Origin of the sequence: Collimonas sp. OK307, from assembly GCF_900113705.1 — a bacterium.
GTDB lineage: Bacteria > Pseudomonadota > Gammaproteobacteria > Burkholderiales > Burkholderiaceae_D > Collimonas.
Genome location: NZ_FOQI01000020.1, coordinates 62,357 through 85,843 on the forward strand (window position 1 = coordinate 62,357; position 23,487 = coordinate 85,843).

Consider the following 23,487-nt stretch of genomic DNA (forward strand, 5'->3'; position numbering starts at 1 on the left):
TGGAGTGTTTCTTGGAATGCGTAAGCTGATGGTGTTTTATGTAAATGCATATGGCAAGTAGTTCACTCATCAGAGTGTATGTATTTTTAGCAATTGAATAGTAGCATCGGAGGAAAGAGGCATGGATTTCACGCAGGATGGGAAAAACCCTTCCAGGAATATAGTTGGCATCAGCGTGGTTGTTCTTCTGCATGTAGCCCTAGTTTATGCGTTGGTTACCGGGCTCGCGCGCAAGGTTGTCGAAGTGATTCAGCAACCGGTCGAAACCAAGATCATCGAGGAGATCAAACCGCCACCGCCACCACCACCGGACAAGCCGGTTCCGCCACCGCCAAAATCGGTTGCGCCACCGCCACCGTTCATACCTCCACCAGAGGTAAAAGTAACGCCGCCGCAAGAGAACGTGATTGCAGCTGTCACCAATGTCAAACCGCCAACCAATGACTTGCCTACTTCTGTGGCGCAACCATTGGCTACCGGTGAAGCAGGCCCTTCGCATACCAGTGCAAAAATTGCTGGCAATTGCGAAAAGCCGGAATACCCGCGGACTTCGTTGCGCAATGAGGAAGAGGGTACTGTTACTGTCAGGCTGACGATTGGCACCGACGGGAATGTGGTCGACTCCACTGTCGAAAAAGGCAGCGGTTTCAAAGATTTGGACAAGGCCACTGTGAAAGCATGGAGCTTATGCCATTTCACCCCTGCCATGGCCGATGGTAAGCCTGTGCAGTCTACGACCAAAATGCAGTATGTCTGGAAGCTTGAATAGGCTCAATTGAGCGCACCCGGCGCGAGCCCATTACCACGTCGCGAATGCGGCAATCTATTTTCTAAAATTTGGAGTATCAGCATGTCTACCACTCGTAATCGCTTATCCGCCCTGGCTGCCGCCCTGATGATCTCTGCCATGACGATCTCGCCGCTGGCCGCTATCGCCCAAACACCTGTTGCAGCGGCATCTTCCGCCGCTGCTGCTTCCGCACCTGCTGCCGCCGACGCTCCAAAAGCTGCCGATGCAGCAGCGTCGCTGGCAGACACCCCGACTCCGCCGCCACAGCCGGCCGCCAAGGCAACTGTCGACAATCCATACGGGTTGGACGCACTGTGGAAAGGCGGCGACTTCGTTGCCCGCGGCACCCTGATCATCCTGGTGCTGATGTCGATGGGTAGCTGGTACATCATCATCACCAAGCTGATCGAGCAAGTGAAATTGATGGGCCAGGCTAACAACGCCAAAAAGACATTCTGGAAAGCCGCTACGGTTGAAGCTGGTATCGCAGGCCTGAAGCCAAACAGCGCCTACCGCTTCATCGCCCACACCGGCAGCACATCGACCGTCCATCACGATGGCGCCTTGCTGGAACAAATCGACCTGAACACCTGGGTCACGATGTCGATCCAGCGTTCGGTGGAAAAAGTCCAAAGCCGCCTGCAAGACGGCCTGGCATTCCTGGCAACGGTTGGTTCGACTGCACCGTTCGTCGGTCTGTTCGGTACCGTCTGGGGTATTTACCACGCGCTGACAGCGATCGGTATCGCCGGCCAGGCGTCGATCGACAAGGTTGCCGGTCCGGTGGGTGAAGCGCTGATCATGACTGCAATCGGTCTGGCAGTGGCTGTGCCTGCTGTTCTGGGTTACAACTGGCTGGTTCGCCGCAACAAGAGCGCGATGGAAGAAATCCGTTCGTTCAGCGCCGACCTGCACTCGGTTCTGCTGAGCGGCGTGATGTCCTCGAGCTCGGCGGTCCAGGTTGCGCATGTCAATAAAAAGGTTGGCTGATCATGGCGATGTCACTCGGCTCTCCCGATGGGGATGAAGACGAAGTGATCGGCACGATCAACACGACGCCGCTAGTGGACGTCATGTTGGTATTGCTGATCATCTTCCTGATCACGATTCCGGTGGTGACGCATACGATTCCAGTGAAGTTACCGAGCGAAATCGACGAACCTTATAAAACCAAGCCAGAGAACATCAACCTGGCGGTGAATAAGCAAGGCGACATGTTCTGGAACGAGCAACTGGTGCCGAACACGGCGACGTTGCTGTCGAAGCTGAAGGAAGTGGCGGTCGTCGTGCCACAACCGGAGTTGCATATCCGCGGCGATCAGCAAACCAAGTATGAATATATCGGCAAGGTGATCCTGACTGCACAGCGGGCAGGGATCGCCAAGATCGGTTTCATTACTGAACCGCCTGCGCGCAACTAGCACACATGCCAACCACATCGTCATTCCCACGTGCGCGGGGATGACGGGGTCGCCTAGACGCTGGTGGCGTATGAAAGGCATTAAGAGGAGTATTTTATGGGTATGAATGTAGGTTCTTCCGGCGGCAGCGCCAATGATCCGGAACCGATGATGGAAATGAACATGACGCCGTTGATCGACGTCATGCTGGTGTTGATCATCATGCTGATCATCACGATTCCGATCCAGAATCACGCCATCAAGCTGAACATGCCAACCGGTAATCCACCGCCGCCACTGGCCTTGCCGGTGGTAGACACGGTAGACATCGATCCGACCGGAACAGTGATGTGGAACGGCACGCCGATGGCCAGCCGCGCGGAACTGGAAGATCGCTTGAAGACGGTGGTTGCAGGCGGCAATATCGATGAAGTGCATCTGCGTCCGAACAAGCTGGTGGAGTACAAGTCGGTCGCTGCCGTGATGGCATCGGCGCAGCGGCTGGGCGTCACCAAGATCGGTATCGTCGGCAACGAGCAGTTCATGGAGTAACACGCTTTTCATAGTGGTACGAGGCAAGTAAATAGCTTCGTGCAGCATGAGATGTGTGCGCACTGATTTCCCGAGTCTCTGTAGGTATTAGGATCCGTTTTAAGGCTGTAATGTGACTCTCATTTCGTCAGCGGATCCATTTTTTACCACATCTATTCTTTGATTCCATGACTATTTTTTCCTTCCAAAAATTACGATTTGCGCCAATTTTCATGTTGGTGACTGCACTGGGGTTAAGTAGCGTACTTCCTATATTTTGGTTTGCTCCCAGCGCTTATGCAGCGGATGATAAAGACCAAGTCAAAGCCGAGACAGTGCGTCCGGAAGTAGGCATACCGTTGCAAGCAGCGCAGACGCTCATCAAAGAAGAAAAATATAAAGAGGCGCTTACCAAGATCGCTGAAACTAATGCTGTTGCTAACAAGACAGCCTACGAAATTTATTCCATCGACCGTATGCGTGGTGCCACAGCAGCACGTGCTGGTGACGCCAATTTGGCGGGAGCATCGTTTGAGGCGGTGATTGCTTCCGGACGTTTGGCGCCAGCAGAGCAGGCGAAGATTGTCCAGGCTCTGGGCGGCTTGTACTACAGTGCAAAAAATTACCCCAAAGCCATTGAATGGTTATCGCGTTCGTTGAAAGAAAACGGCGACGATCCGCAAACACGCACCTTGTTGATACGGTCGTACTATCTGAGTAACGACATTCCACGCGCTACCAGCGAACTGCAGAAAGACATCGCTGCAGACGAGAGCGCTGGTCGTACGCCAACTGAGATTAACTTGAAATTGCTGGCCAATTGCGCACAGAAGCTAAACGACCAAGCAGCCTACGTTATCTCCTTGGAGAAACTCAATACCTACTATCCGAAGAAGGAATACTGGACTGATTTACTTAGCCGCGTCCAGAGCAAGCCAGGTTTTGCGGACCGCCTACTGCTTGACCTGTATCGCTTGAAAGCGGCCACTGTGCAACTGCAAACCGATACAGAGTTTACCGACATGGCGCAACTGGCTTTACTGGCGGGATTTCCCGCCGAGGCCAAGAAAATCATGGATCAAGGTTTCCAGTTGGGAGCGTTGGGCAGCGGCCCGGACGCCGCCAAACAAAAGCGTTTACGGGATCAGGCAAACAAGGCTGCGGCCGACGACCAGAAAACTATGGCGCAAAGCGAAGCGTCGGTATCCAGTGCGAAAGAAGGCACCGGCCAGATCAATCTGGGTTATGCACTGGTCACCGCTGGTCAGTTTGATAAAGGTCTTACCTTGATGGAGGACGGCCTGAAAAAAGGTAACGTCAAGCATGGTGACGACGCCAAACTTCACCTCGGTATTGCATACCAACTGGCGGACAAGAAAGACAAGGCGATTGAAGCTTTTAAGACCGTTCAAGGTACAGATGGAGCCGCCGATTTGGCACATCTTTGGATCGTGAAAATGAGATCGCCTTGAAATATACTTTTCGACATGTGGAGGACATTCTGTTCGTGCAGAGTGATAGCATGCGCGACAAAAAAACGTTGTGCTGGAAGATGCGACAAATCACTGCACATTGAAATTTTATGCAAAATGTAAGTAGCTGATTTTCCGAGTAAATTCTAATCTAACCGTATTAATTTGTACGGAAAGTACGATAGTCCTGAGTTAAGTGGATAAGTGAAAGTTTTACATCATGTCTTCATCCACATTTATGAGCGCTAGCGAGAACTCGGCAACTAGCTATCTGGATGGTCCCCGTCTGCTGGCGGATGTCGGCGGCACCAATGCGCGCTTCGGGTTAGAGCGCGCGCCGGGCCAGATCGACACGATACAGACCTTGGGCTGTGCCGACTATGCGGAATTTGCCCTGGCGGTAGAGGCGTATTTGAGTTCCATCTTGGCTTCCGGCGGGGCTGCCGGCGGCGCCCGTCCGCAAGTGCGGCATGCAGCGATCGCGATCGCCAACCCGGTGCAGGGCGACGACATCAAGATGACCAATCATCATTGGGAATTTTCGATTGAAAATACGCGCCGCCGCCTGAACCTGGACACGCTGCTGGTGGTTAATGATTTCACCGCACTCTCGATGTCCTTGCCGCATCTGGAGCAATCGCATTGCATCCAGGTCGGCGCTGGCAGGGCGTTGAGTGGCGGCGTGATCGGGCTGGTCGGCGCCGGTACCGGACTCGGCGTCGGCGGTTTGATTCCTACGGAAGGGCGCTGGATTGCACTGGGCAGCGAAGGCGGCCATGTCACCTTCGCTCCCGGCGATGCGCGCGAGGCGGCCGTGCTAGCCTATTGCTGGCGGACTTATTCGCACGTTTCTGCCGAGCGCCTGGTTTCCGGTCCCGGTATTGAGATGATTTACCATGCCCTGGCCGACTTGCAAGGAATCATCAAGCCTGAGCCCTTGCATACTGCGCAAATCGTCGAGCGCGCACTGCAAGGCGGGGATCCCTTGTGCATGGAAGTAGTGGAATGTTTTTGTGCGATGCTGGGAACTGTGGCGGGTGACGTTGCAGTGACCTTGGGTACTTTGGGCGGCCTGTATATCGGCGGCGGCGTGGTGCCGCGCCTGGGCGATTATTTCGCACGCTCGCCGTTTCGCGCGCGTTTCGAAAGCAAAGGGCGTTTCAGCAGTTATCTGGCCAAAGTCCCGACCTTTGTCATTACTGCACCTTATCCAGCCTTTGTCGGCGTCGCGGCAATTCTTTCCGAGCATCTGGGCGGTGGCAACGCCGTGCCTATCCTGGAAAAAATCCGTAAGGCGCGCGATCAGTTTTCACCTGCTGAGCAAAAGGTTGCGAGCCTGATCCTGGCCCATCCACGCGCCGTGATGAGCGAACCGATTTCAGAAATCGCCAGGCGTGCCGATGTCAGCCAACCGACTGTGATCCGGTTTTGCCGCACCATGGGTTGCCAGGGCCTGGCCGATTTCAAACTGAAGCTGGCCTCAGGTGTCACTGGCACGGTGCCGGTTGCGCACAGCCAGGTTCACGTCGGCGATTCTTCGCTGGATGTCGGCGTCAAGGTGGTCGACAACACCATTTCAGCGATGATGGAAGTACGCGATAACCTCAACGCCGATACCCTGTCGCGGGTGATCGAAGCATTGAGCCAGGCCAGCCGCATCGAATTCTACGGCTTCGGCAGCTGCGGCCTGGTGGCGGAAGATGCGCAGCAAAAATTCTTCCGCCTGGGGATTCCATCGTCGGCCTATACCGATCCGCAGTTGCAGGAAGTTTCTGCCGCCATGCTGAAAAGCAGCGACGTCGTAGTGGTGATCTCCAATTCAGGACGTTTGCGCCATCTGGCGCCGGCAGTCGAGGTCGCGGCGCATTCCGGCGCCACCATTATCGCTCTGGCCCCAAGCAATTCGCAATTGGCCAAGCGCGCGCACTACACGCTGGCAGTCGAGCACGACGAAAGCAGCATGATGTATATTCCGATGGTTTCGCGGATTTTGCTGCTGTTATTGATCGACGTGCTGGCCGTAGGCGTATCGCTGAACCGTTCAAGTCCGTTTGCCGAATTGCAGCGCCAAGCCAGACGCGGCATCCTGACTCATATTGTCTCGTCGGGCGAGGTGTCCGGCTATCGGGCAGGTCTAGGTGACGGTGGGCGCGACGATTAATGAGATCGATGCAACGCAGTTTGTGCTGGCATGGCACAAGTGATTACTTACTGCGATACGCTTCAACTACAACTTGGGGTTGTCCCATCGTAGCGAATAACAGCCATTCTCGATCAAATCTGATCATTTCATATTTACCCTCCGTAAAACCAAGAGAAATATGAATGCCGCGTTAAAAGTTTTTGCGCCGTTATGGGCGCCGGCGCACCTTGATTGCTGTCGGTTTTTTTTGCTTTTTATTTAATTTTATTTTTGATAATACTATGCTAGATACTGCTGCCGCCCCGCTGGTTCCTGCCAATCGCACCGTATTTTTTGTCTCCGACGGCACCGGCATTACCGCCGAAACCTTCGGCCATTCGGTGCTTACCCAGTTTGACCTGCGCTTCAAACAGGTGCGCCTGCCATTCATCGATACCCTGGACATGGCATACGACGCGATCCGCAAGATCAACGACGCTTGTATGGCAGACGGCAAATTGCCTATCGTGTTTTCAACGCTGGTCAAGGCCGACCTGTCAAAAGTTATTCAGCAGGCCAAGGCAATGCATATGGACCTGTTCCAGACTTTTGTCGAACCCCTGGAAAGAGAACTGGAAGTCAAGTCCAGCCACGCTATCGGTCGCAGCCATAACACCGCCAATACCGACGAATACAAGAACCGGATTGAAGCCATCAATTTTTCACTAACGCATGACGACGGCCAGTCGCACAAGAACCTGGCCGATGCCGACGTCATCCTGGTCGGCGTATCGCGTTCGGGCAAGACGCCAACCAGTCTTTATCTGGCCATGCAGTTTGGCGTCAAAGCTGCCAACTACCCTTTGATCCCGGAAGATTTTGAGCGCGACAAGTTACCAAGCGGCCTGTTGCCGTTCAAGCAAAAAATTTTTGGGCTGACGATTGCTGCCGACCGCCTGTCGGAAATCCGCAATGAACGTCGTCCGGGCAGTAAATATGCGGCGCTGGCAAATTGCCGTTATGAAGTGAATGAAGCGGAAAAGATCATGCGGCGCGAAGGGATACGCTGGATGTCGTCGACGACCAAATCGATTGAAGAAATCGCTGCAACGATTTTGCAGGACATCAAGCCGGATATACGGACTTTCTAGATAGGGCTTGTTAAGGAAACTCTGCAAAAGTCATCCAAGGTGATTATTCAATCGTTAAGGGCCGAGCCATTCACGGAAAGACGGAAACCATGAGGTAAATGACACTTGCTGAAGCAACGGTCGAACTGCATCTCAAACCAACCCGGCGTGAGAAGGGGCATCCGACAGACTTTATTGTTCGTGATCACCGTCAACGTGTCGCCCGTTTCCCACCTCACCAACGCTAACAATTCGTCAAGTAATACAAGTAGCCCGTCCTCATTGGCAACCGTCGCCGAAATGCACGTATCAATGTTTTCGACTTTAATTGTAAGGAACAGGGCCCCAATAGCTGTGTTAAACATTTTTATTCGGCGACAGCTAGACAGTCGATATGGTGAAAACATGTCGCTGTAGTTAGCATCTTTGTTCTACGAGTCGGCGCGCAGTTAGCAACTTTATTAGCCAGTTAGCATCTTTGTTCTGAAGGACCACTGACCTGACCTGACCTGACCTGACCTGACCAGGAGCTACCTCAACGACCGAGCATCCCGATCCTCAACGCCGAACCATGGCCCCTGCGTTCCTACTAATTCATGCAACCATAGGAGCATCATTTTGCATCGACTGATGGTTTTGAGGAAAAAAGCTAGTTATGCAACTTTGAGTGCAAGGCGCGGCTACGTAAATTTTGGCTAACGACCGCGATCCGACAGGTTGATTGTTCGCGGTCAGCAGGAATGCATTATTCTTTGATTCGCTGTCGCTGCCGCCGTAGTTAGCATCTTTGTTCTGAAGGACCACAGCCGTCGCTGAAATACTCGTATCAATGTTTTCGACTTTAATTGTAAGGAATATTTAGTCATAAATATCCAAATTTAATGAATATAGTAATTTGTTTGGACTGTTAGAGATAAAAAATATCCATATTAATAGTCACCTTAGGGAAGCTGCCGACGTCTCAATCCTATTCAACAGTCACGGACTTGGCCAAATTCCTAGGCTTATCCACATCCGTCCCCCGCGCCAGCGCCGTGTGATAAGCCAGCAACTGCAATGGCACCACATGTAAAATCGGCGACAGCAAACCATAGTTCTCCGGCAGCCTGATCACGTGCACGCCATCGCTCGATTTGATATGCGAATCAGCATCGGCAAACACATAAAGCTGACCACCGCGCGCACGCACTTCCTGCATGTTCGATTTCAGCTTTTCAATCAGCGCATCGTTCGGCGCTACAGTCACCACCGGCATTTCTTCGGTAACCAGCGCCAGCGGGCCGTGCTTAAGTTCGCCGGCGGCGTAGGCTTCGGCGTGGATGTAGGTGATTTCCTTGAGCTTCAATGCACCTTCCAGCGCGATCGGATAGTGGATGCCGCGGCCCAGGAACAATGCATTTTCCTTGCGGGCAAAGGCTTCGGCCCAGGCAACGATATGCGGCTCCAGCGCCAGCACGCTTTGCAGCGCGGCGGGCAGGTGGCGCATGGCTTTCAGGTGGGCGGCTTCTTCTTCGTCGCTGAGGCGGCCTTTGCTTTGCGCGAGTGCCAGCGTCAGCAAGAATAACGCGGCAAGCTGGGTGGTGAAGGCTTTGGTCGAGGCGACCCCGACTTCAACGCCTGCGCGGGTGATGTAGGCCAGCGCGCATTCGCGCACCATGGCGCTGGTGGCGACGTTGCAGATGGTCAGTGTGTGTTGCATGCCTAGTGCCCGGGCATGTTTGAGTGCAGCCAGCGTGTCGGCGGTTTCGCCGCTTTGGGTGATGGTGACTACCAGCGAGTTTGGATTCGGCACGCTGTCGCGGTAGCGGTATTCGCTGGCGATCTCGACGTTGACCGGTATTTTTGCAACCGATTCGATCCAGTATTTGGCAGTCAGCCCGGCGTAGTAGCTAGTGCCGCATGCCAGGATCAGGACTGAATCTATTTGCTTGAAGACGTTGAAGGCGCCGTCGCCGAACAGTTCCGGCATGATGCCGGTGACACCTTCGAGGGTGTCGGCAATTGCTCGCGGTTGTTCGAAAATCTCTTTTTGCATGTAATGCTGATACGGCCCCAGTTCGACTGCGCTGGTGTAGGCATGTACGGTCTTGACTTCGCGCTCGACTGCTTTGCCGGCGGCGTCGACGATCCAGACGCGCTGCAATTGCAGGTCGACCACGTCGCCTTCTTCCAGGTAAATGATCTGGTCGGTGGTGCCGGCCAGCGCCATGGCGTCCGAAGCGACGAAATTCTGGCCTTGGCCGACGCCGACAATCAATGGCGAACCCTGGCGGGCGGCGACCACGCGGTGTGGCTCGTCCACACAGAACACTGCAATGGCATAGGCGCCGGTCAGGCGCCGTACGGCTTGTTGCACGGTGGCGAACAGGTCGCCGTTATACATATGGTCGACCAGATGCGCGATCACTTCAGTGTCGGTCTGGCTTTCGAAGTGATAACCGGCGGCTTGCAGTTCGGCCCGCAGTTCATCGTGGTTTTCGATAATGCCGTTGTGGACCAGGGCGATGCGGTCGCGCGAAAAATGCGGGTGGGCATTGTGAGTTGCGGGTGCGCCGTGAGTGGCCCAGCGAGTATGTGCAATTCCCGTGAAGCCAGACAAATGGGCTTTTTCGACTTGGGTTTCCAGGTCTGCCACGCGCGAAGTGCTACGCGAACGCTGCAATTTGCCGTCTATATGCAAGGCCACGCCGCAAGAGTCGTAACCCCGGTATTCGAGCCGTTTCAATCCCTCCAGCAGGATGGGCGTGACATTAATTTGGGCAACTGCTGCGACGATACCGCACATGGCTTTCCTCGTTGATTAGGTGAATGGGCGTATCTTAGGCCAGCACTTGTGAAATATGATTACTAAATTCATTGATATTTGACTTAATATTTCACACCATAAACAGCATGAAATATTATTTCATTTATACTTTAATTTAATCAATAAATTGCATATTGCCATATGGATATTGTTCTGGACGAGCTGGATAAGCGGATTTTGAATGCATTGCAGGCCGATGCCGCGCAAACCAATCATCAGCTGGCGCAGCAGGTGCACGCGTCGCCGCCGACTTGTCTGCGGCGCGTCAAGCGCTTGACCGATGCCGGCATCATCTTGCGGCAAGTGGCAATTGTGGCGCCCGACAAGGTTGGCGCCGGCCTGACTGCGATTGTTGAAGTCACGCTCGATAATCAAGCCGCGGAACGTCTGGAGGAATTTGAAGCGCTGGTGGCGAATGAGCCATTGCTGTTGCAATGTTACCGGGTGTCGCCGGGACCGGATTTCGTGCTGGTGGTGCAAGTGGCGGATATGGCGGCGTACCATGCGCTGGCGCACCAGCTGTTTGCCGCGCAAAAGAATGTGCGCAACGTGCGAACGTATTTTTCTATTTACCGCAGCAAGTTCGATACGCGGCTAGCCGTATAAAAGAAAACGCCGGTCGTAACCGGCGTTCATTCATCGTATCTATTCCTATTTTTGCTTCTATTTCTATTTTTTGATCTTGACCGGCCGCTGCCAGCCGTCGATCGTGATTTGGCGCGCACGCGAGACGGTCAGCTTGCCTTCCGGCGCATCCTTGGTCAGCGTGGTGCCGGCGCCCAGGGTAGCGCCTTTGCCCACGCGCACCGGCGCCACCAGCTGGCTGTCGCTGCCAATGAAAGCGTCGTCTTCGATGATGGTCCGGGATTTGTTGACGCCGTCGTAGTTGCAGGTGATGGTGCCGGCGCCGATATTCACGCGCGACCCCACCGTGGCGTCGCCGACATAGGCCAGGTGATTGGCTTTGCTGTGCGCTGCGATCTGGCTGTTTTTGACTTCGACGAAATTGCCGATATGGACGTCTTCACCGAGCTCGGTGCCGGGCCGCAAGCGTGCATAAGGCCCGATCTGGGAAGCGGCGCCGACCACCGCGTCTTCGATGTGGCAGAACGGCTTGATGTTGGCATCGCGGCCGATGCGGGCATTCTTGATGACGCAATGGGCGCCGATGACAGCGCCGTCTTCGATGCTGACTTCACCTTCGAAAATGCAGCCGACATCGATGCTGACATCGCGCCCGCAATTCAGCGTGCCACGCACGTCCAGGCGCGCCGGGTCGAGCAGGGTGACGCCTTGTTCCAGCAAACGCTCGGCGACGCTGCGTTGATGGATGCGTTCCAGTTCGGCTAGTTGCACCTTGCTGTTGACGCCCAGGGTTTCCGCTATAGCGTCGGGCTGGGCCGATACCACCGGCGTGCCGTCAGCGACGGCGCTGGCGACGATATCGGTCAAATAGTATTCGCCTTGGGCATTGTTGTTGGACAGGCCCGCCAGCCATTTTTTCAGCTGCGCCGTCGGCGCCACCATGATGCCGGTATTGCATTCGCGGATGGCGCGTTGCTCCGGCGAGGCGTCTTTTTGCTCGACGATGCTGATGATCTGACCGTGTTCACGGACGATGCGGCCGTAACCGGTCGGGTCGGCCATGTCTACAGTCAGGACTGCCAGTTTATCGTTGCCGGCACTGTCGATCAGCCGTTGCAGCGTGCTGCTGGCAATCAAAGGCACATCGCCATAGAGCACCAGGGTAGGCACCGCGTCGTCCAGATGCGAGGCGGCTTGCGCCACTGCATGCCCGGTGCCGAGTTGCGGCTCTTGTTTGGCGAATACCAGGTCCGCAGCTGCCAGCGAGCGCGGTACGGCGTCACCGCCATGTCCGTAAATGACGCACAAAGTGGTGGGGGACAAGGCACGCGCAGCGCTGATCACATGTGACAGCAGCGGTTTGCCCGCCAGCGGGTGCAACACTTTTGGCAGCGCGGACTGCATGCGCTTGCCCATACCGGCAGCAAGAATGACAACGTTCATAGTCGATAGGAGAAAGAATAGGTGGCAAATTTTATCATGCGCGGTAGCCGCAAAATCAGCATCACACGCTGTATAGATGACAACACGATGGCGTTGGCGTGGCCGTTTGACGGCAAGAAAAGAAATCGCCCCAAGGCCGCATGCACGGCATTGAGGCGAAATTCAATCTGCCAGGCTGGCCCGGCGAAGATTAATACCGTTGCCAGAAACCGCCAGAGAACGTCCAGCTGTTGCCATTGCGAACCCAATGCCCCGGCGCCCAGAAATAACCGTCGCGGCGAGCTTCCCAATGACCGTTGACCCAGTCGTGGCGGCCGTTGTTCCAGCGCCAGTAGCCGTCGATCCAGACATGGTTGGGACTAGGAGCCGGTGTCATGGCTTCGATCTGCGGCGGCGGCGGCGCGACGTTGATCACGACCGGTGGCGCGCTGTTGTAACTGTTATTGATCGCTACCCAGGCGCCGCCATGGTATACCCACTGGCCGCCTTCGTTGTTCCAGTAGGCGTGCCGGTAAACCATGTTTTGCCGCGCTTGTTCCCAATGGCCGTTATTCCAGACGTAGCGGTTGTTTTCCCACTTCCAGTGACCGGCGATCCAGTAAGAATCAGGGTAGGGGGCTGGTGGCACCACTTCCACCAGCGGCGCTGGCGGCGCTTGCACTACTTTGACTTCGCGGTACTCGACACGGGTGCGTGGCGGTTCTACTACGCAGCCGGCAAGCGACACGGTGGCCGCGGCTACAGCTGACAATACAAGGTAACGTTGAAAACGACGGCGATTCATTTATGTCTCCAGAAAAAGATCCTGAGTACTAAACGGTTTGCCGTGGAGAATGAATACAGGGCTTACAAATACTTGCAAATTGTCGGCGCAGACGCTCGTCCCGATCGTCTGCGCCGACTGTCTTGACTGCTCAGGCTTCGTCTTTGACGTCGGTGCTGGGGCCGTTCTTCTTTACCGCATCGATGCCGGCGTCGCGCGCACTGGTGGTGGTATACATCTGGCTGCTGCCGATGACCTGGTGATTCGCTGCTTTCAGGTTGAAATAGAATTTACCGTTGGAAGCCTGGTTGCGGCTATAGCGGTCGTCTTGGGTGCTGTTGTTCTGGACCGAGGCGATACCGTTTTCGGCGGATGCCTTGGCAACATACATTTCGCTATTCAGGACCACTTCGCCGTTGCTAGAGTGGAGCAGGAAATAGTACTGTCCATCCACCGACTTCTTGAGAACATAGGACCCTGCCATTGAGCTTCTCCTGATAAGTTGCCGACCATGCAACGGCGCAAATCGCTCTTTATATGCAGCTGATTGCACTTGATCGCTGCTGGTCCGCTTTGATTATATAGTCCGGCCGGGAATCCGATACAAGGATCGGGCAAATTAATCCATGGACCGTAATGGAATGATGCTGGCCATTGTGGCCGGCGTCGAGCAAGGATCATCGTCAAAGGCGATATCGCCGTTGGGATCGGCAATCCCGCTCGCTTTCAGTTCGGTGAAGCCGAACAGGTTGCGGTCCATCAGGTGCGATGGCGCGACAGTCGACAGCGAGGAGAAGATGTTTTCCACTCGCCCCGGGAATTTCTTTTCCCAATCGCGCAACATGCCTTTGATCTGCTTGCGCTGCAGGTTTTCCTGGCTGCCGCATAGGTCGCACGGAATGATAGGGAATTGCTTGACCTCGGCATAGCGGCTGAGGTCGGCTTCCTTCACGTAAGCCAGCGGCCGGATCACGATTTGCTTGCCATCGTCCGATTGCAGCTTGGCCGGCATGCTCTTTAGTTTGCCGCCGAAGAACATGTTCAGGAAGAAGGTTTCCATGATGTCATCGCGATGATGGCCGAGCGCGACCTTGGTCGCGCCCAGTTCGGTGGCGACCCGGTACAAAATGCCGCGCCGCAGGCGCGAGCACAGCGAGCAGGTGGTCTTGCCTTCCGGGATCAGGCGCTTGACGATGCTGTAGGTATCCTGGTTTTCGATATGGTACGCAACGCCCAGCTTGTCCAGGTAGGCCGGCAGGATGTGGTCGGGAAAATTCGGCTGTTTCTGATCCAGGTTCACCGCGACGATCTCGAAATTGATCGGCGCCCGTTCACGCAAGGTCATCAGGATATCCAGCAAGGCATAACTATCCTTGCCGCCGGACAGGCAGACCATCACCTTGTCGCCGTCTTCGATCATGTTGAAATCGCCGATCGCCTGGCCAACCTGACGGCACAGGCGCTTGTGCAATTTATTGTTTTCGTGCGCGATTTTCTCGACGCTCTTCTGGCTGGGGGCGCTCGCGGCGCTGTCGGCCGGGGCTGACTCAGGCGCGAGTGCTGATATTGGGTCTTGCATAAGGACTTCCTGTTTCAATAGCTCATTCATGGCGACACTCAAGGTGATTCGGTTTCAGGCTTTCGGTTTGATCCGAAACACTTCGACGCCGACCGAGTGGCAATCGGGATAGGCGTCAGGCTTCTCGGAGGATACCCGTACCGCGCGCACCCGTGGATGCAGCAGCATGGCGTTGGCGAGGTCGTCGCAGAGGGTTTCCTGCAAATGGATATGGCCTTGCGCCATGCGCTTTGCCACGGTATTGCGCATGAAATTGTAATCCAGCACGTCATCCACATGATCTTTGGTGGGCGTTGACAAAGCCAGGGGCACAAACAGGTCGACATTGATCAGCGCGCGCTGCGTGCCCTGTTTTTCGGATTCGTAGACGCCGATATTGATCTGCACTTCGTAGTCTCGCAGGAACAGGCGGCGGCAATCGCTAAGGTCGGGGTGGATGAGTGCGGAGAGCATGGTATTTTCAGTGAGGATGGGATGGTTTGCCGTGAGCGGCAACCTGGTCCCGTGGGTCAGGATACAAATGTTGGCCGCCATCGACCACTAGTGTACTGCCGGTAATGGCGGAGGAGGAGGCGATAAAACAAACTGTCGCCGCGATGTCTTCTAAAGTGGCCGGTAACTTCGGTTGCTTGCCGCTTGTTGTCAATGGCAATGAGGGAGCAATGCCTACGACCCGCAACTGCGGCGCGTAAGCCTGCGCCAGCAAAGCGGTGGCGCTGTGCAGCGCCGCTTTTGACAGTGTATACGACAGGAAATCCGGCTGTGGATTGAACAGCTTCTGATCCAGCAGATTGATCACCACTGCCTGTGCGCCTTCGCTCTTGAGGGTCGCAGCGTACAACGCCTGCACCAACAGGATCGGGGCGGCAAGATTGCTCCGCATATGACGCTCCAGGCTTGCAGAGGAAAAGCTGGCGGGATTGTCGTGTTCGATGTGGCTGGCGTTGTTGAAGATGCAACCGACGCTGCCCAACTGCTGCATCACGCGCGGCAGCAGGGTATTTATCTCAGTTTCCTCGGCTAACCCGCACTGGATGGCGACGGCCTGCGTGCCCAATGCCTGGCATTCCTGCACCAATGCCGAGAGCGCCGGCGCCGTGCTGTTATCCTGGTAATGCAATGCCAGATGCCAGCCCTTTTGCGCCAGCGCCAGCGCAACGGCGCGGCCGACCGGGCTGGTGGCGTCGGTGACAAGGGCAACGGTCGGGGCAACTGGTGTAGGCATGGGGGTAGGCAAATTCATTTACGCAAACTCATGTTCGCAAATCCAGGTGTGCAAACGAGTATTCAAGTTTGCGCACGATTGTTATCTAATCATTATCGCTGAGTGGGATTCCAGGCGTGTGGCCAGGCACTTATTTGCACTGTTTCAATGGCTTCGATTGTTTTCAGCCTGGCGTTATCTTCTACAATAGCGCCATGCAACTGCAATTACCCGAAGCTTCGGTCGAAGCACAGCGCGCATCGCGCCTGTTACACAATCTGATCGCCACTGAAATCCGCCTGCAACACGGTTGGATTTCATTCGCGCGTTATATGGAACTGCTGCTGTACGCACCGGATCTCGGTTATTACAGCGGCGGCGCGGCAAAATTGGGCAAAGACGGTGATTTTACAACCGCGCCCGAGATTACGCCGCTTTTTGGCGCAACTTTGGCCCATTTGACAACAGAATTACTGGTTTCGTCGCCTGCGCTGCAGCCGCAGATACTGGAATTCGGCGCCGGCAGCGGCCAGCTTGCCTATGACATCCTGACTGAACTGGCTGCCGAGGCTGTTTTGCCACAAGCTTATTACATCGTCGAACTATCGGCAGAGCTACGGGCGCGTCAGCAGCTCAAATTGCAGGCATTTCCACAAGTGCAGTGGCTGGATCGCTTACCTGAGTCCTTTTCGGGCGTGGTGATCGGCAACGAAGTGCTGGATGCGATGCCGGTCGAACTGGTGCTGCGCGGCGCTGAAGGCTGGCTGCAGCGTGGAGTCGGCCTGAGCGAAGCCAATGCGGATGGCGGCGATGGTCAATTTATCTACATTGACCGTCCGGCCGAACCTGCGTTGATCGCGCAAATCCCCGATGCGGAATCACTGACAGTCGGCCATCTGACGGAAGTGCATCCGGTGGCGATTGGTTTCATGCGTTCGCTCGGCACGATGCTGAAGGCGGGGCAGGGCGGCGTTGCCTTGTTCTTCGACTACGGTTTCCCCGCCGCGGAATATTATCTGCAGCAACGCGATCAAGGCACGTTGATGTGCCACTACCGTCATCACGCCCATCCCGATCCGTTTTATTTGCCGGGTTTGCAGGACGTCACTGCGCACGTCGATTTCACCGCGATGGCAGTCGCCGCCCTCGATACCGGGCTGGATTTGCTGGGCTATAGCAGCCAGGCCGCATTCCTGCTGGAAGCCGGGATCGGCAAATTATTGCTGCGCACGCCGCCAGAGAATGCCCTGGCTTATCTGCCGCAAGCCAATGCCTTGCAAAAACTGGTGTCGCCAGCCGAGATGGGCGAATTGTTCAAGGTACTGGCAATCGGCGTCAATGCCGAGTTGCCGGCGCGCTTTGCCAGCCACGACCGCAGTCACCGCCTTTGAGTACCAGATGATGAGCATAAGATGATGAGTACAAGATGATCCGCTGGATGCTGGTGATTTTTATCGCCGTCATTGTATTTTCCAGCGCGTTGCCCTGGCTGGAAAAACTCGGCCTCGGGCGCTTGCCCGGCGACTTGCGGTTTACCCTGTTCGGCAAGAAATTCTCCTTGCCGTTTGCTTCCACCATCTTATTGTCGACGGTGCTGTTCCTGCTGGTCCGGGTGCTTTAGGTATCGAGCAGCTCGTTGAACAGCTGCGGCGGCCGCGCGATCACTGACCGTTCCCGGTAAGTCACGACAGGCCGCTGCAGCAGTTTCGGATGCGCGGCGAGCGCTTGCAGCAACGTTGCATCATCGGCCTGGGCCAGGTTGAGCTCTGCATATTCAGCCTCATTGTCGCGCACCATGGCGCTGACCGGTCCGCCCAGCTGACTATGCAGAGCCTTCAGCTGCGCTAAAGTCAGCGGCGTTTTCTGATAATCGATGACTTCAAGTTCGATCTTATGCTCGCTGCAGTATTGCTCGGCAAGAGCCAGTGTTTCGCGTGACTTCGAACAGCGCGGATTGTGATAGATCGTGATCATGTCGGCTCCTGTGGCGTTGGTGTTTGCTCTGTCGGTATTATTTCATCATCCCAGCCGCTGGCAGGCATGTCTTCGCGCAAGATGCGGTCGTGCGCAAACATTTCTTCCAGTTCCTCGCGCGCTTTCTTGGCGATCGAGACGAGTTCTTTCTGGTCCTTCTGGTGCGGATACATATCGTGCAGGGTTTGCAGGTTGTGGTTGCGGAATTTCATTGCGGCCTGGCGTGCCCGATAGGCGCCGAAGCCCATCTTGCGCAACGCCTGCTGTCCAAGCTGCAAGGCCGACTCGAAGGTTTCGCGTTCAATCACGGTGACGCCCAGATCCATCAAGTCAAAGTAATGCGAAACGTTGCGCGCCCGCGCGATGATCGGCAGATCCGGGACCACCCGCCGCACTGCCGCCACCAGCTTCAAACTGCCTTCGATATCGTCCAGCGCCACTACCAGCAGGCGCGCCTTGGTGATGCCGGCGGCACGCATCAGGTCCATGCGGGTGGCGTCGCCATAGAACACCTTGAAGCCGAATTTACGCAGCAGATCGATCTGGTCGGGATCGTGATCGAGCACGGTCAGGCCGATCTTGTTGGCATGCAGCAGGCGGCCGATGATCTGGCCGAAGCGGCCGAAACCGGCGATGATGACCGGGTTTTCATTGTCGTCGATTTCATCATCGGGACGTTTCTGCGAGGCCAGGAAGTAGGGGGCGATGACCTTGTCATACAGCACCAGCAGCAGTGGCGTGGTTACCATCGACAGCGCCACTACTACCACCAGGATCGATGAGGTCTCCTGAGAAAACACGCGGGCGGTGGCGGCAGCGCCGAACACCACGAAGGCGAATTCGCCGCCTTGAGACAGCAACGCCGCAAACAGGAATTGCTGGCCACGGGCGATCTGGAATACTTTACTGAGCAAATACAGCACCGCCAGCTTGATCGCCAGGAAACCGGCCACCAGGCCCAGGATCAGCCACGGCTGGCTCAGCAGCAGGCCGAAATCGACCGACATGCCGACCGCTATGAAGAACAGTCCCAGCAGCAAGCCTTTGAACGGTTCCAGATCAGTTTCCAGCGCGTGCCGATATTCCGAGTCGGCCAGCAGCACGCCTGCCAGGAAGCTGCCCAAGGCCATCGACATGCCGACCGATTCCATCAGCAGGCCGATGGCGATCACTAGTAATAAAGCAAATGCGGTGAATATTTCGCGCAGCCCGGTGCGGGCAATCATGCGCATCAGAGGCCGGATCAGATACCGGCCGCCGAGGATCAGCGTGGCGATCACCGCCACTACCTTCAGGCCGCCGATCCAGCCTTCGCCGCTGCCGTGGGCGGCTGCAACGCCTAGCACCGGCACGATGGCGATCATCGGGATCGCCGCGATGTCCTGGAACAGCAAGATGGCAAAGCCGGCTTTACCTGCGGAGGTGGCAGTCAGCTTGCGCTCGTTGATGGTGGCCAGCGCGATGGCGGTGGACGAGAGCGACATGCCGAGCGCGGCGATCAGCGCGGTTTTCCAGTCGACCCCGGCGGCCACGGCGGCGCCAAACAGCGCGAGTGAAACCGTCACCACCTGGGCCGCGCCCCAGCCGAAAATCGAGCGCCGCAGCGACCACAGGCGTTTCGGGTCAAGTTCCAGACCGATCATGAATAACAGCAGCACTACGCCGAATTCGGAGAAATGCAGGATGTCTTCGACATTGTCGATCAGGCGCAAGCCCCAAGGGCCGATGGCCATGCCGGCCAGTAAATAGCCCAGCACCGCACCCAAGCCCAGGCGTTTGGCTATCGGCACGGCTGCGACCGCCGCCGCCAGGTAAATCAATGCATTGAATAAAAGGTTCTGTTCCATGGATCTAGCCGGGTAGGTCTGCAGGTTGATCAGTAACGCTCGCGGAAGAGGCAGGCGCCGTGGGCGTTGTGCTTGCCAATAATTCCGGCCAGTCGGGGTAATTCGCCAGGCGTTTCCGATAACCCTCGATGTGCGCGGCCAGGGTTTTCTGGTTGACCTGGTGCGCGCCAAACAACAGGTGCGGCGGCAACCAGCGCATGCCGCACAACTGCGCAGTTTGCTGGTATGGCGGCAGGAAAGCCGAGAACGGGAGCAGATTATGGCCCTCAGTCTGATATGAGCGAGCCGAGCCGCCGGTGGTGGCGACCAGCCAGAAATCCTTGCCGTGCAAGGCGTCGCCGCCCGGACCATAGGCCCAGCCAGGCGTAAATACGGAATCGACCCATTGCTTCAGCAGCGCCGGCATGCTGTACCACTGGATGGGGTGCTGAAACACGATCAGGTCGGCTTGCGCCACCAGCGCCTGCTCGCGCCGCACCGGAATATGGAAATCCGGATACAGCTCATACAGGTCGTGTACCTGTACATTGGGCACTTTGGCGGCGGCATCGGCCATGCGCCGGTTGGCGCGCGAGTGATGCGGCGTGGGGTGCGCGTACAGGATCAGAATTTGCGGTGGTTTAGTCATGACGAGCGATGGTGGTGGTTGCCGGCTAAATAGTAAAAATGCGTAACACTGGATGAACTGATATTGAAAACAAGGCTCACACAGGAATCAAGTCTATACTTTGGCGAACTGATTTGGACCAGGTCCGGCGCCAGGGCATTATTTTTGCTTGCAGCGGACATGCTAGCAGCACTTCCTCAAATTTATTTATTTCTGACAATTTCTGATAACTATGTCTGACTCCAAAGATCCCCAATCAAACGATCCTGCCCGCCAGGCGCCGCCTCCCAACGTGGCTTCCGATGCGGTTTCCGCCTCGGCTCCCACTACGGTTCCCGACGCAAAGCCTGTGACTCCACCTGAACCGGTTGCTGCCGAGCCGGCCAAGGCTGAATCTCCCCCACCTCACGCTGCCGCCCATCCTGCTGCAACTACTGCCTTCAGGCCGTCCGGCCCTGGCAGTGACGACAGTCCGCCGTGGCCGCAGACCTGGAAGCTGATCGCGGCGCGTTTCCGCGCGCTATCGGACAAGGCTGGCCGGCGCATGATGCAAAGGACCTTGAAGATCGGCATCTCGGCGCGGATTTTCCATCCGGAAGAGGGCGCCAAAGGCTTGCGTGGCCGGACGCTGCAGTATCTGGAGGAATCCATTGCGCAATGGGTCATGTCGCGCAATGTACTGGTATTCATGATTCCTACCGTTAACACCAACGGTCTGGTCCATCCCAGCTCGATCCGGCTGCGCGACTACGCCAAGCACCTGGACGGCCTGGTGCTGCAAGGCGGCGCCGATGTCTCGCCGCAGAGTTATGCGCAAGCTGCCACCCGCCCTGAATGGGGTGGCGACCGGGTGCGCGACATGTACGAGTTGGAGCTGCTGCATGAATTCATCGAAGCAGGCAAGCCGGTACTCGGGATTTGCCGTGGTTGCCAGCTGATCAATGTTGCCTTCGGCGGCACGTTGTACCAAGATATCGCGACCGATGTCCCTACCTCGATCAAACACGTGAACGATGAATACGACCGGCTACATCATGCGATCCAGTTCCCGCCTGGTTCCTCCCTGGCAACCTTGTTCAATAGCCATGGCAGCGACCAAAACGAATGGGTGGTCAATTCCATTCATCATCAGGCCGTGCGCGACCTGGGGCGCGACCTGACGGTAGAGGCGATCTCAGGCAGCGACAATATCGTTGAGGCAATACGTTACCGCAAGGCAGCATTTGTCATGGGTTTGCAATGGCATCCCGAATTCCATCGCGCCGGCGGCCCGCAGTTGCTGGATTGCACACCGATACTCGATGGTTTTCTAAGAGCTGCACGCGAGACGCGTTTCTGATATTATCTTGCGCCTTGGCCGGTGAAGCATATTTCCCCGATTTTTACGATTCCGGCCAGGCCCGGTGACGATCCGACGGTGAAATTGAAAGAAACTAAGAAATTTTTAGAAGAAATCAATTTCCGTAGTTGACACTTAAAGGGTGCTTTACTATAATCTGGGGTTCCCTGCGGAGAGGTGGCCGAGTGGTTAATGGCAGCAGACTGTAAATCTGCCCTCTTACGAGTACGCTGGTTCGAATCCAGCCCTCTCCACCATTTTGGGAAGAAGTAGAAGTAAGTAGTAGCGTAAGTAATGCGGTAAAAATTGCTGCGACGGTAAAAGTGAAGTGAGCTGAATTGAAGTGATCTCGCGGGTGTAGCTCAATGGTAGAGCTGAAGCCTTCCAAGCTTATGACGAGGGTTCGATTCCCTTCACCCGCTCCAGTAGATTTTGCAGGCACTAGTAAGAATATAAAGTTGGGCGTGTTGGTAGTATGAAGCGCGCATACAGCATAGCCCTTGTAGCTCAGTGGTAGAGCACTCCCTTGGTAAGGGAGAGGCCACGTGTTCGATCCACGTCAAGGGCACCAGATTTAGTTGTTTTCGGTGCTCGCATTGGGCGCTGTAGAAGCTGAAGCTTCAAAGATCAAGTATCAACCCAGGTATCAATTCAAGTATCACAACAGATTCGAATTTAATGCGTGAGCTTCTGATTCGGGTTTTCAAACTGTAAGACGGTCGGGCGCGTGCCTGAACATTCTCATAAAATCTTTAGGAGTCTAAGATGGCAAAAGGCAAGTTTGAACGGACCAAGCCGCACGTCAACGTAGGTACAATCGGTCACGTTGACCACGGCAAGACCACGCTGACAGCAGCGATCGCGACAGTATTGTCGAAGAAGTTTGGCGGCGAAGCCAAAGCGTACGATCAAATTGACGCAGCGCCAGAAGAAAAAGCGCGCGGCATCACGATCAACACTGCACACGTTGAATACGAAACTGCAGCTCGCCACTACGCCCACGTTGACTGCCCAGGCCATGCTGACTATGTTAAAAACATGATCACCGGCGCGGCACAGATGGACGGTGCGATCCTGGTTTGCTCCGCAGCTGACGGCCCGATGCCACAGACTCGTGAACACATCCTGTTGTCGCGTCAAGTTGGCGTGCCATACATCATCGTGTTCCTGAACAAAGCCGACATGGTCGACGACGAAGAGTTGCTCGAGCTGGTTGAAATGGAAGTGCGCGAGCTGTTGACCAAGTATGATTTCCCAGGCGACGACCTGCCAATCATCAAGGGTTCGGCGAAGCTGGCTCTGGAAGGCGACACTGGCCCATTGGGCGAGCAAGCCATCATGGCACTGGCTGAAGCACTGGATACTTACATCCCGACACCGGAACGTGCTGTTGACGGCGCCTTCCTGCTGCCAGTGGAAGACGTATTCTCGATCTCCGGCCGCGGCACTGTTGTGACTGGTCGTATCGAGCGCGGTATCGTCAAGGTTGGCGAAGCGCTGCAAATCATCGGTATCCGTGACACACAAGATACAACATGTACTGGCGTTGAAATGTTCCGCAAGCTGCTGGACCAAGGTCAAGCAGGCGACAACGTAGGTGTGTTGTTGCGCGGCACCAAGCGTGAAGACGTAGAGCGGGGCCAGGTATTGGCTAAGCCGAACTCGATCAAGCCACACAAGCATTTCACTGGCGAGATCTATGTTCTGTCGAAAGACGAAGGCGGCCGTCATACACCTTTCTTCAACAACTATCGTCCACAGTTCTACTTCCGTACCACGGACGTGACTGGTTCGATCGAGTTGCCGAAAGACAAAGAAATGGTAATGCCAGGCGATAACGTGTCGATCACAGTGATGTTGATCAACCCGATCGCGATGGAAGAAGGTCTGCGTTT

Annotated in this window: 22 protein-coding genes and 3 tRNA genes; 15 read left to right on the top strand and 10 right to left on the bottom strand. The window is 55.7% G+C overall.

Features of this window, described 5'->3' with window-relative positions:
* Positions 1 to 121 precede the first annotated feature (121 nt).
* The 7 genes from BM205_RS21015 to BM205_RS21045 all read left to right on the top strand — a co-directional run bounded on the left by BM205_RS21015 (position 122) and on the right by BM205_RS21045 (position 7,466).
* Positions 122 to 769 (top strand): energy transducer TonB, encoded by a 648-nt coding sequence (locus tag BM205_RS21015; protein WP_092416821.1) that lies wholly within the window; start codon positions 122 to 124, stop codon positions 767 to 769.
* A gap of 81 nt (positions 770 to 850) precedes the next feature.
* The gene (locus BM205_RS21020) at positions 851 to 1,780 is read left to right on the top strand and encodes a MotA/TolQ/ExbB proton channel family protein (RefSeq protein ID WP_092416822.1); all 930 of its coding nucleotides are present in this window, start codon (positions 851 to 853) and stop codon (positions 1,778 to 1,780) included.
* Between the two features lie 2 nt (positions 1,781 to 1,782).
* Positions 1,783 to 2,211, top strand: a complete 429-nt coding sequence (locus BM205_RS21025; protein WP_092416823.1) for an ExbD/TolR family protein — start codon at positions 1,783 to 1,785, stop codon at positions 2,209 to 2,211.
* Positions 2,212 to 2,307: 96 nt separating this feature from the next.
* The gene (locus tag BM205_RS21030) at positions 2,308 to 2,742 is read left to right on the top strand and encodes an ExbD/TolR family protein (protein WP_175511341.1); all 435 of its coding nucleotides are present in this window, start codon (positions 2,308 to 2,310) and stop codon (positions 2,740 to 2,742) included.
* 167 nt (positions 2,743 to 2,909) lie between these two features.
* On the top strand, positions 2,910 to 4,193 hold the full coding sequence (locus BM205_RS21035; RefSeq protein ID WP_254783989.1) for a tetratricopeptide repeat protein: 1,284 nt from the start codon (positions 2,910 to 2,912) through the stop codon (positions 4,191 to 4,193).
* Between the two features lie 220 nt (positions 4,194 to 4,413).
* Positions 4,414 to 6,354 carry a glucokinase gene (locus BM205_RS21040; protein WP_092416824.1) on the top strand — a complete coding sequence of 647 codons (1,941 nt, stop codon included), beginning with the start codon at positions 4,414 to 4,416 and terminating at the stop codon, positions 6,352 to 6,354.
* A 263-nt stretch (positions 6,355 to 6,617) separates the two neighbouring features.
* Positions 6,618 to 7,466 (top strand): posphoenolpyruvate synthetase regulatory kinase/phosphorylase PpsR, encoded by an 849-nt coding sequence (locus BM205_RS21045; RefSeq protein WP_092416843.1) that lies wholly within the window; start codon positions 6,618 to 6,620, stop codon positions 7,464 to 7,466.
* A gap of 946 nt (positions 7,467 to 8,412) precedes the next feature.
* On the opposite strand, the gene glmS is transcribed toward BM205_RS21045, so the two are convergent.
* Positions 8,413 to 10,230: a glutamine--fructose-6-phosphate transaminase (isomerizing) gene (gene glmS / locus BM205_RS21055; protein WP_092416826.1), complete on the bottom strand. Its 1,818-nt coding sequence runs from the start codon at positions 10,228 to 10,230 to the stop codon at positions 8,413 to 8,415.
* A gap of 162 nt (positions 10,231 to 10,392) precedes the next feature.
* Between glmS and BM205_RS21060 the strand changes: the two genes are divergently transcribed.
* Positions 10,393 to 10,857 (top strand): Lrp/AsnC family transcriptional regulator, encoded by a 465-nt coding sequence (locus tag BM205_RS21060; protein WP_092416827.1) that lies wholly within the window; start codon positions 10,393 to 10,395, stop codon positions 10,855 to 10,857.
* Positions 10,858 to 10,920: 63 nt separating this feature from the next.
* On the opposite strand, the gene glmU is transcribed toward BM205_RS21060, so the two are convergent.
* The 6 genes from glmU to BM205_RS21090 all read right to left on the bottom strand — a co-directional run bounded on the left by glmU (position 10,921) and on the right by BM205_RS21090 (position 15,846).
* Positions 10,921 to 12,279, bottom strand: a complete 1,359-nt coding sequence (gene glmU / locus BM205_RS21065; protein ID WP_092416828.1) for a bifunctional UDP-N-acetylglucosamine diphosphorylase/glucosamine-1-phosphate N-acetyltransferase GlmU — start codon at positions 12,277 to 12,279, stop codon at positions 10,921 to 10,923.
* Between the two features lie 190 nt (positions 12,280 to 12,469).
* Complete coding sequence (locus BM205_RS21070) at positions 12,470 to 13,063, bottom strand: YXWGXW repeat-containing protein (RefSeq protein ID WP_092416829.1); 594 nt, start codon at positions 13,061 to 13,063, stop codon at positions 12,470 to 12,472.
* Positions 13,064 to 13,193: 130 nt separating this feature from the next.
* Positions 13,194 to 13,526, bottom strand: a complete 333-nt coding sequence (locus BM205_RS21075; RefSeq protein WP_092416830.1) for a YegP family protein — start codon at positions 13,524 to 13,526, stop codon at positions 13,194 to 13,196.
* A gap of 135 nt (positions 13,527 to 13,661) precedes the next feature.
* Positions 13,662 to 14,621, bottom strand: coding sequence for a tRNA 2-thiocytidine(32) synthetase TtcA (ttcA, locus tag BM205_RS21080; protein ID WP_092416831.1), 960 nt, complete (start codon positions 14,619 to 14,621; stop codon positions 13,662 to 13,664).
* A gap of 54 nt (positions 14,622 to 14,675) precedes the next feature.
* Entirely contained in the window at positions 14,676 to 15,074 is a 399-nt protein-coding gene (locus BM205_RS21085; RefSeq protein WP_092416832.1) for a dihydroneopterin aldolase, read from the bottom strand.
* A gap of 7 nt (positions 15,075 to 15,081) precedes the next feature.
* On the bottom strand, positions 15,082 to 15,846 hold the full coding sequence (locus BM205_RS21090; protein WP_092416844.1) for an SDR family NAD(P)-dependent oxidoreductase: 765 nt from the start codon (positions 15,844 to 15,846) through the stop codon (positions 15,082 to 15,084).
* A 194-nt stretch (positions 15,847 to 16,040) separates the two neighbouring features.
* On the opposite strand from BM205_RS21090, the gene BM205_RS21095 reads away from it, so the two are divergent.
* Together BM205_RS21095 and BM205_RS21100 are read left to right on the top strand one after the other, a co-directional pair.
* Entirely contained in the window at positions 16,041 to 17,216 is a 1,176-nt protein-coding gene (locus BM205_RS21095; RefSeq protein ID WP_092416845.1) for a class I SAM-dependent methyltransferase, read from the top strand.
* Positions 17,217 to 17,251: 35 nt separating this feature from the next.
* Positions 17,252 to 17,446, top strand: coding sequence for a DUF2905 domain-containing protein (locus BM205_RS21100; protein WP_092416833.1), 195 nt, complete (start codon positions 17,252 to 17,254; stop codon positions 17,444 to 17,446).
* Here the strand turns inward: BM205_RS21100 and arsC are convergent.
* The 3 genes from arsC to BM205_RS21115 are packed head-to-tail and all read right to left on the bottom strand — an operon-like array spanning position 17,443 to position 20,274.
* Entirely contained in the window at positions 17,443 to 17,799 is a 357-nt protein-coding gene (gene arsC, locus BM205_RS21105; protein ID WP_092416834.1) for an arsenate reductase (glutaredoxin), read from the bottom strand. The two genes, BM205_RS21100 and arsC, sit on opposite strands and share 4 nt — an antisense overlap.
* Positions 17,796 to 19,646, bottom strand: a complete 1,851-nt coding sequence (gene kefC / locus BM205_RS21110) for a glutathione-regulated potassium-efflux system protein KefC (protein ID WP_092416835.1) — start codon at positions 19,644 to 19,646, stop codon at positions 17,796 to 17,798. Before kefC ends, arsC begins: the two co-directional genes overlap by 4 nt.
* Positions 19,647 to 19,650: 4 nt before the next feature.
* Entirely contained in the window at positions 19,651 to 20,274 is a 624-nt protein-coding gene (locus BM205_RS21115) for a glutathione-regulated potassium-efflux system oxidoreductase KefF (RefSeq protein WP_092416836.1), read from the bottom strand.
* 211 nt (positions 20,275 to 20,485) lie between these two features.
* On the opposite strand from BM205_RS21115, the gene BM205_RS21120 reads away from it, so the two are divergent.
* The 5 genes from BM205_RS21120 to tuf all read left to right on the top strand — a co-directional run.
* Positions 20,486 to 21,592: a gamma-glutamyl-gamma-aminobutyrate hydrolase family protein gene (locus BM205_RS21120; protein ID WP_092416837.1), complete on the top strand. Its 1,107-nt coding sequence runs from the start codon at positions 20,486 to 20,488 to the stop codon at positions 21,590 to 21,592.
* 171 nt (positions 21,593 to 21,763) lie between these two features.
* Positions 21,764 to 21,849, top strand: a tRNA-Tyr gene (locus BM205_RS21125).
* Positions 21,850 to 21,943: 94 nt separating this feature from the next.
* Positions 21,944 to 22,017 (top strand) — tRNA-Gly (locus BM205_RS21130).
* A 71-nt stretch (positions 22,018 to 22,088) separates the two neighbouring features.
* Positions 22,089 to 22,163, top strand: a tRNA-Thr gene (locus BM205_RS21135).
* A gap of 194 nt (positions 22,164 to 22,357) precedes the next feature.
* Positions 22,358 to 23,487: elongation factor Tu (gene tuf, locus BM205_RS21140; RefSeq protein ID WP_092416838.1), on the top strand; the 1,130-nt coding region annotated here is incomplete at its 3' end.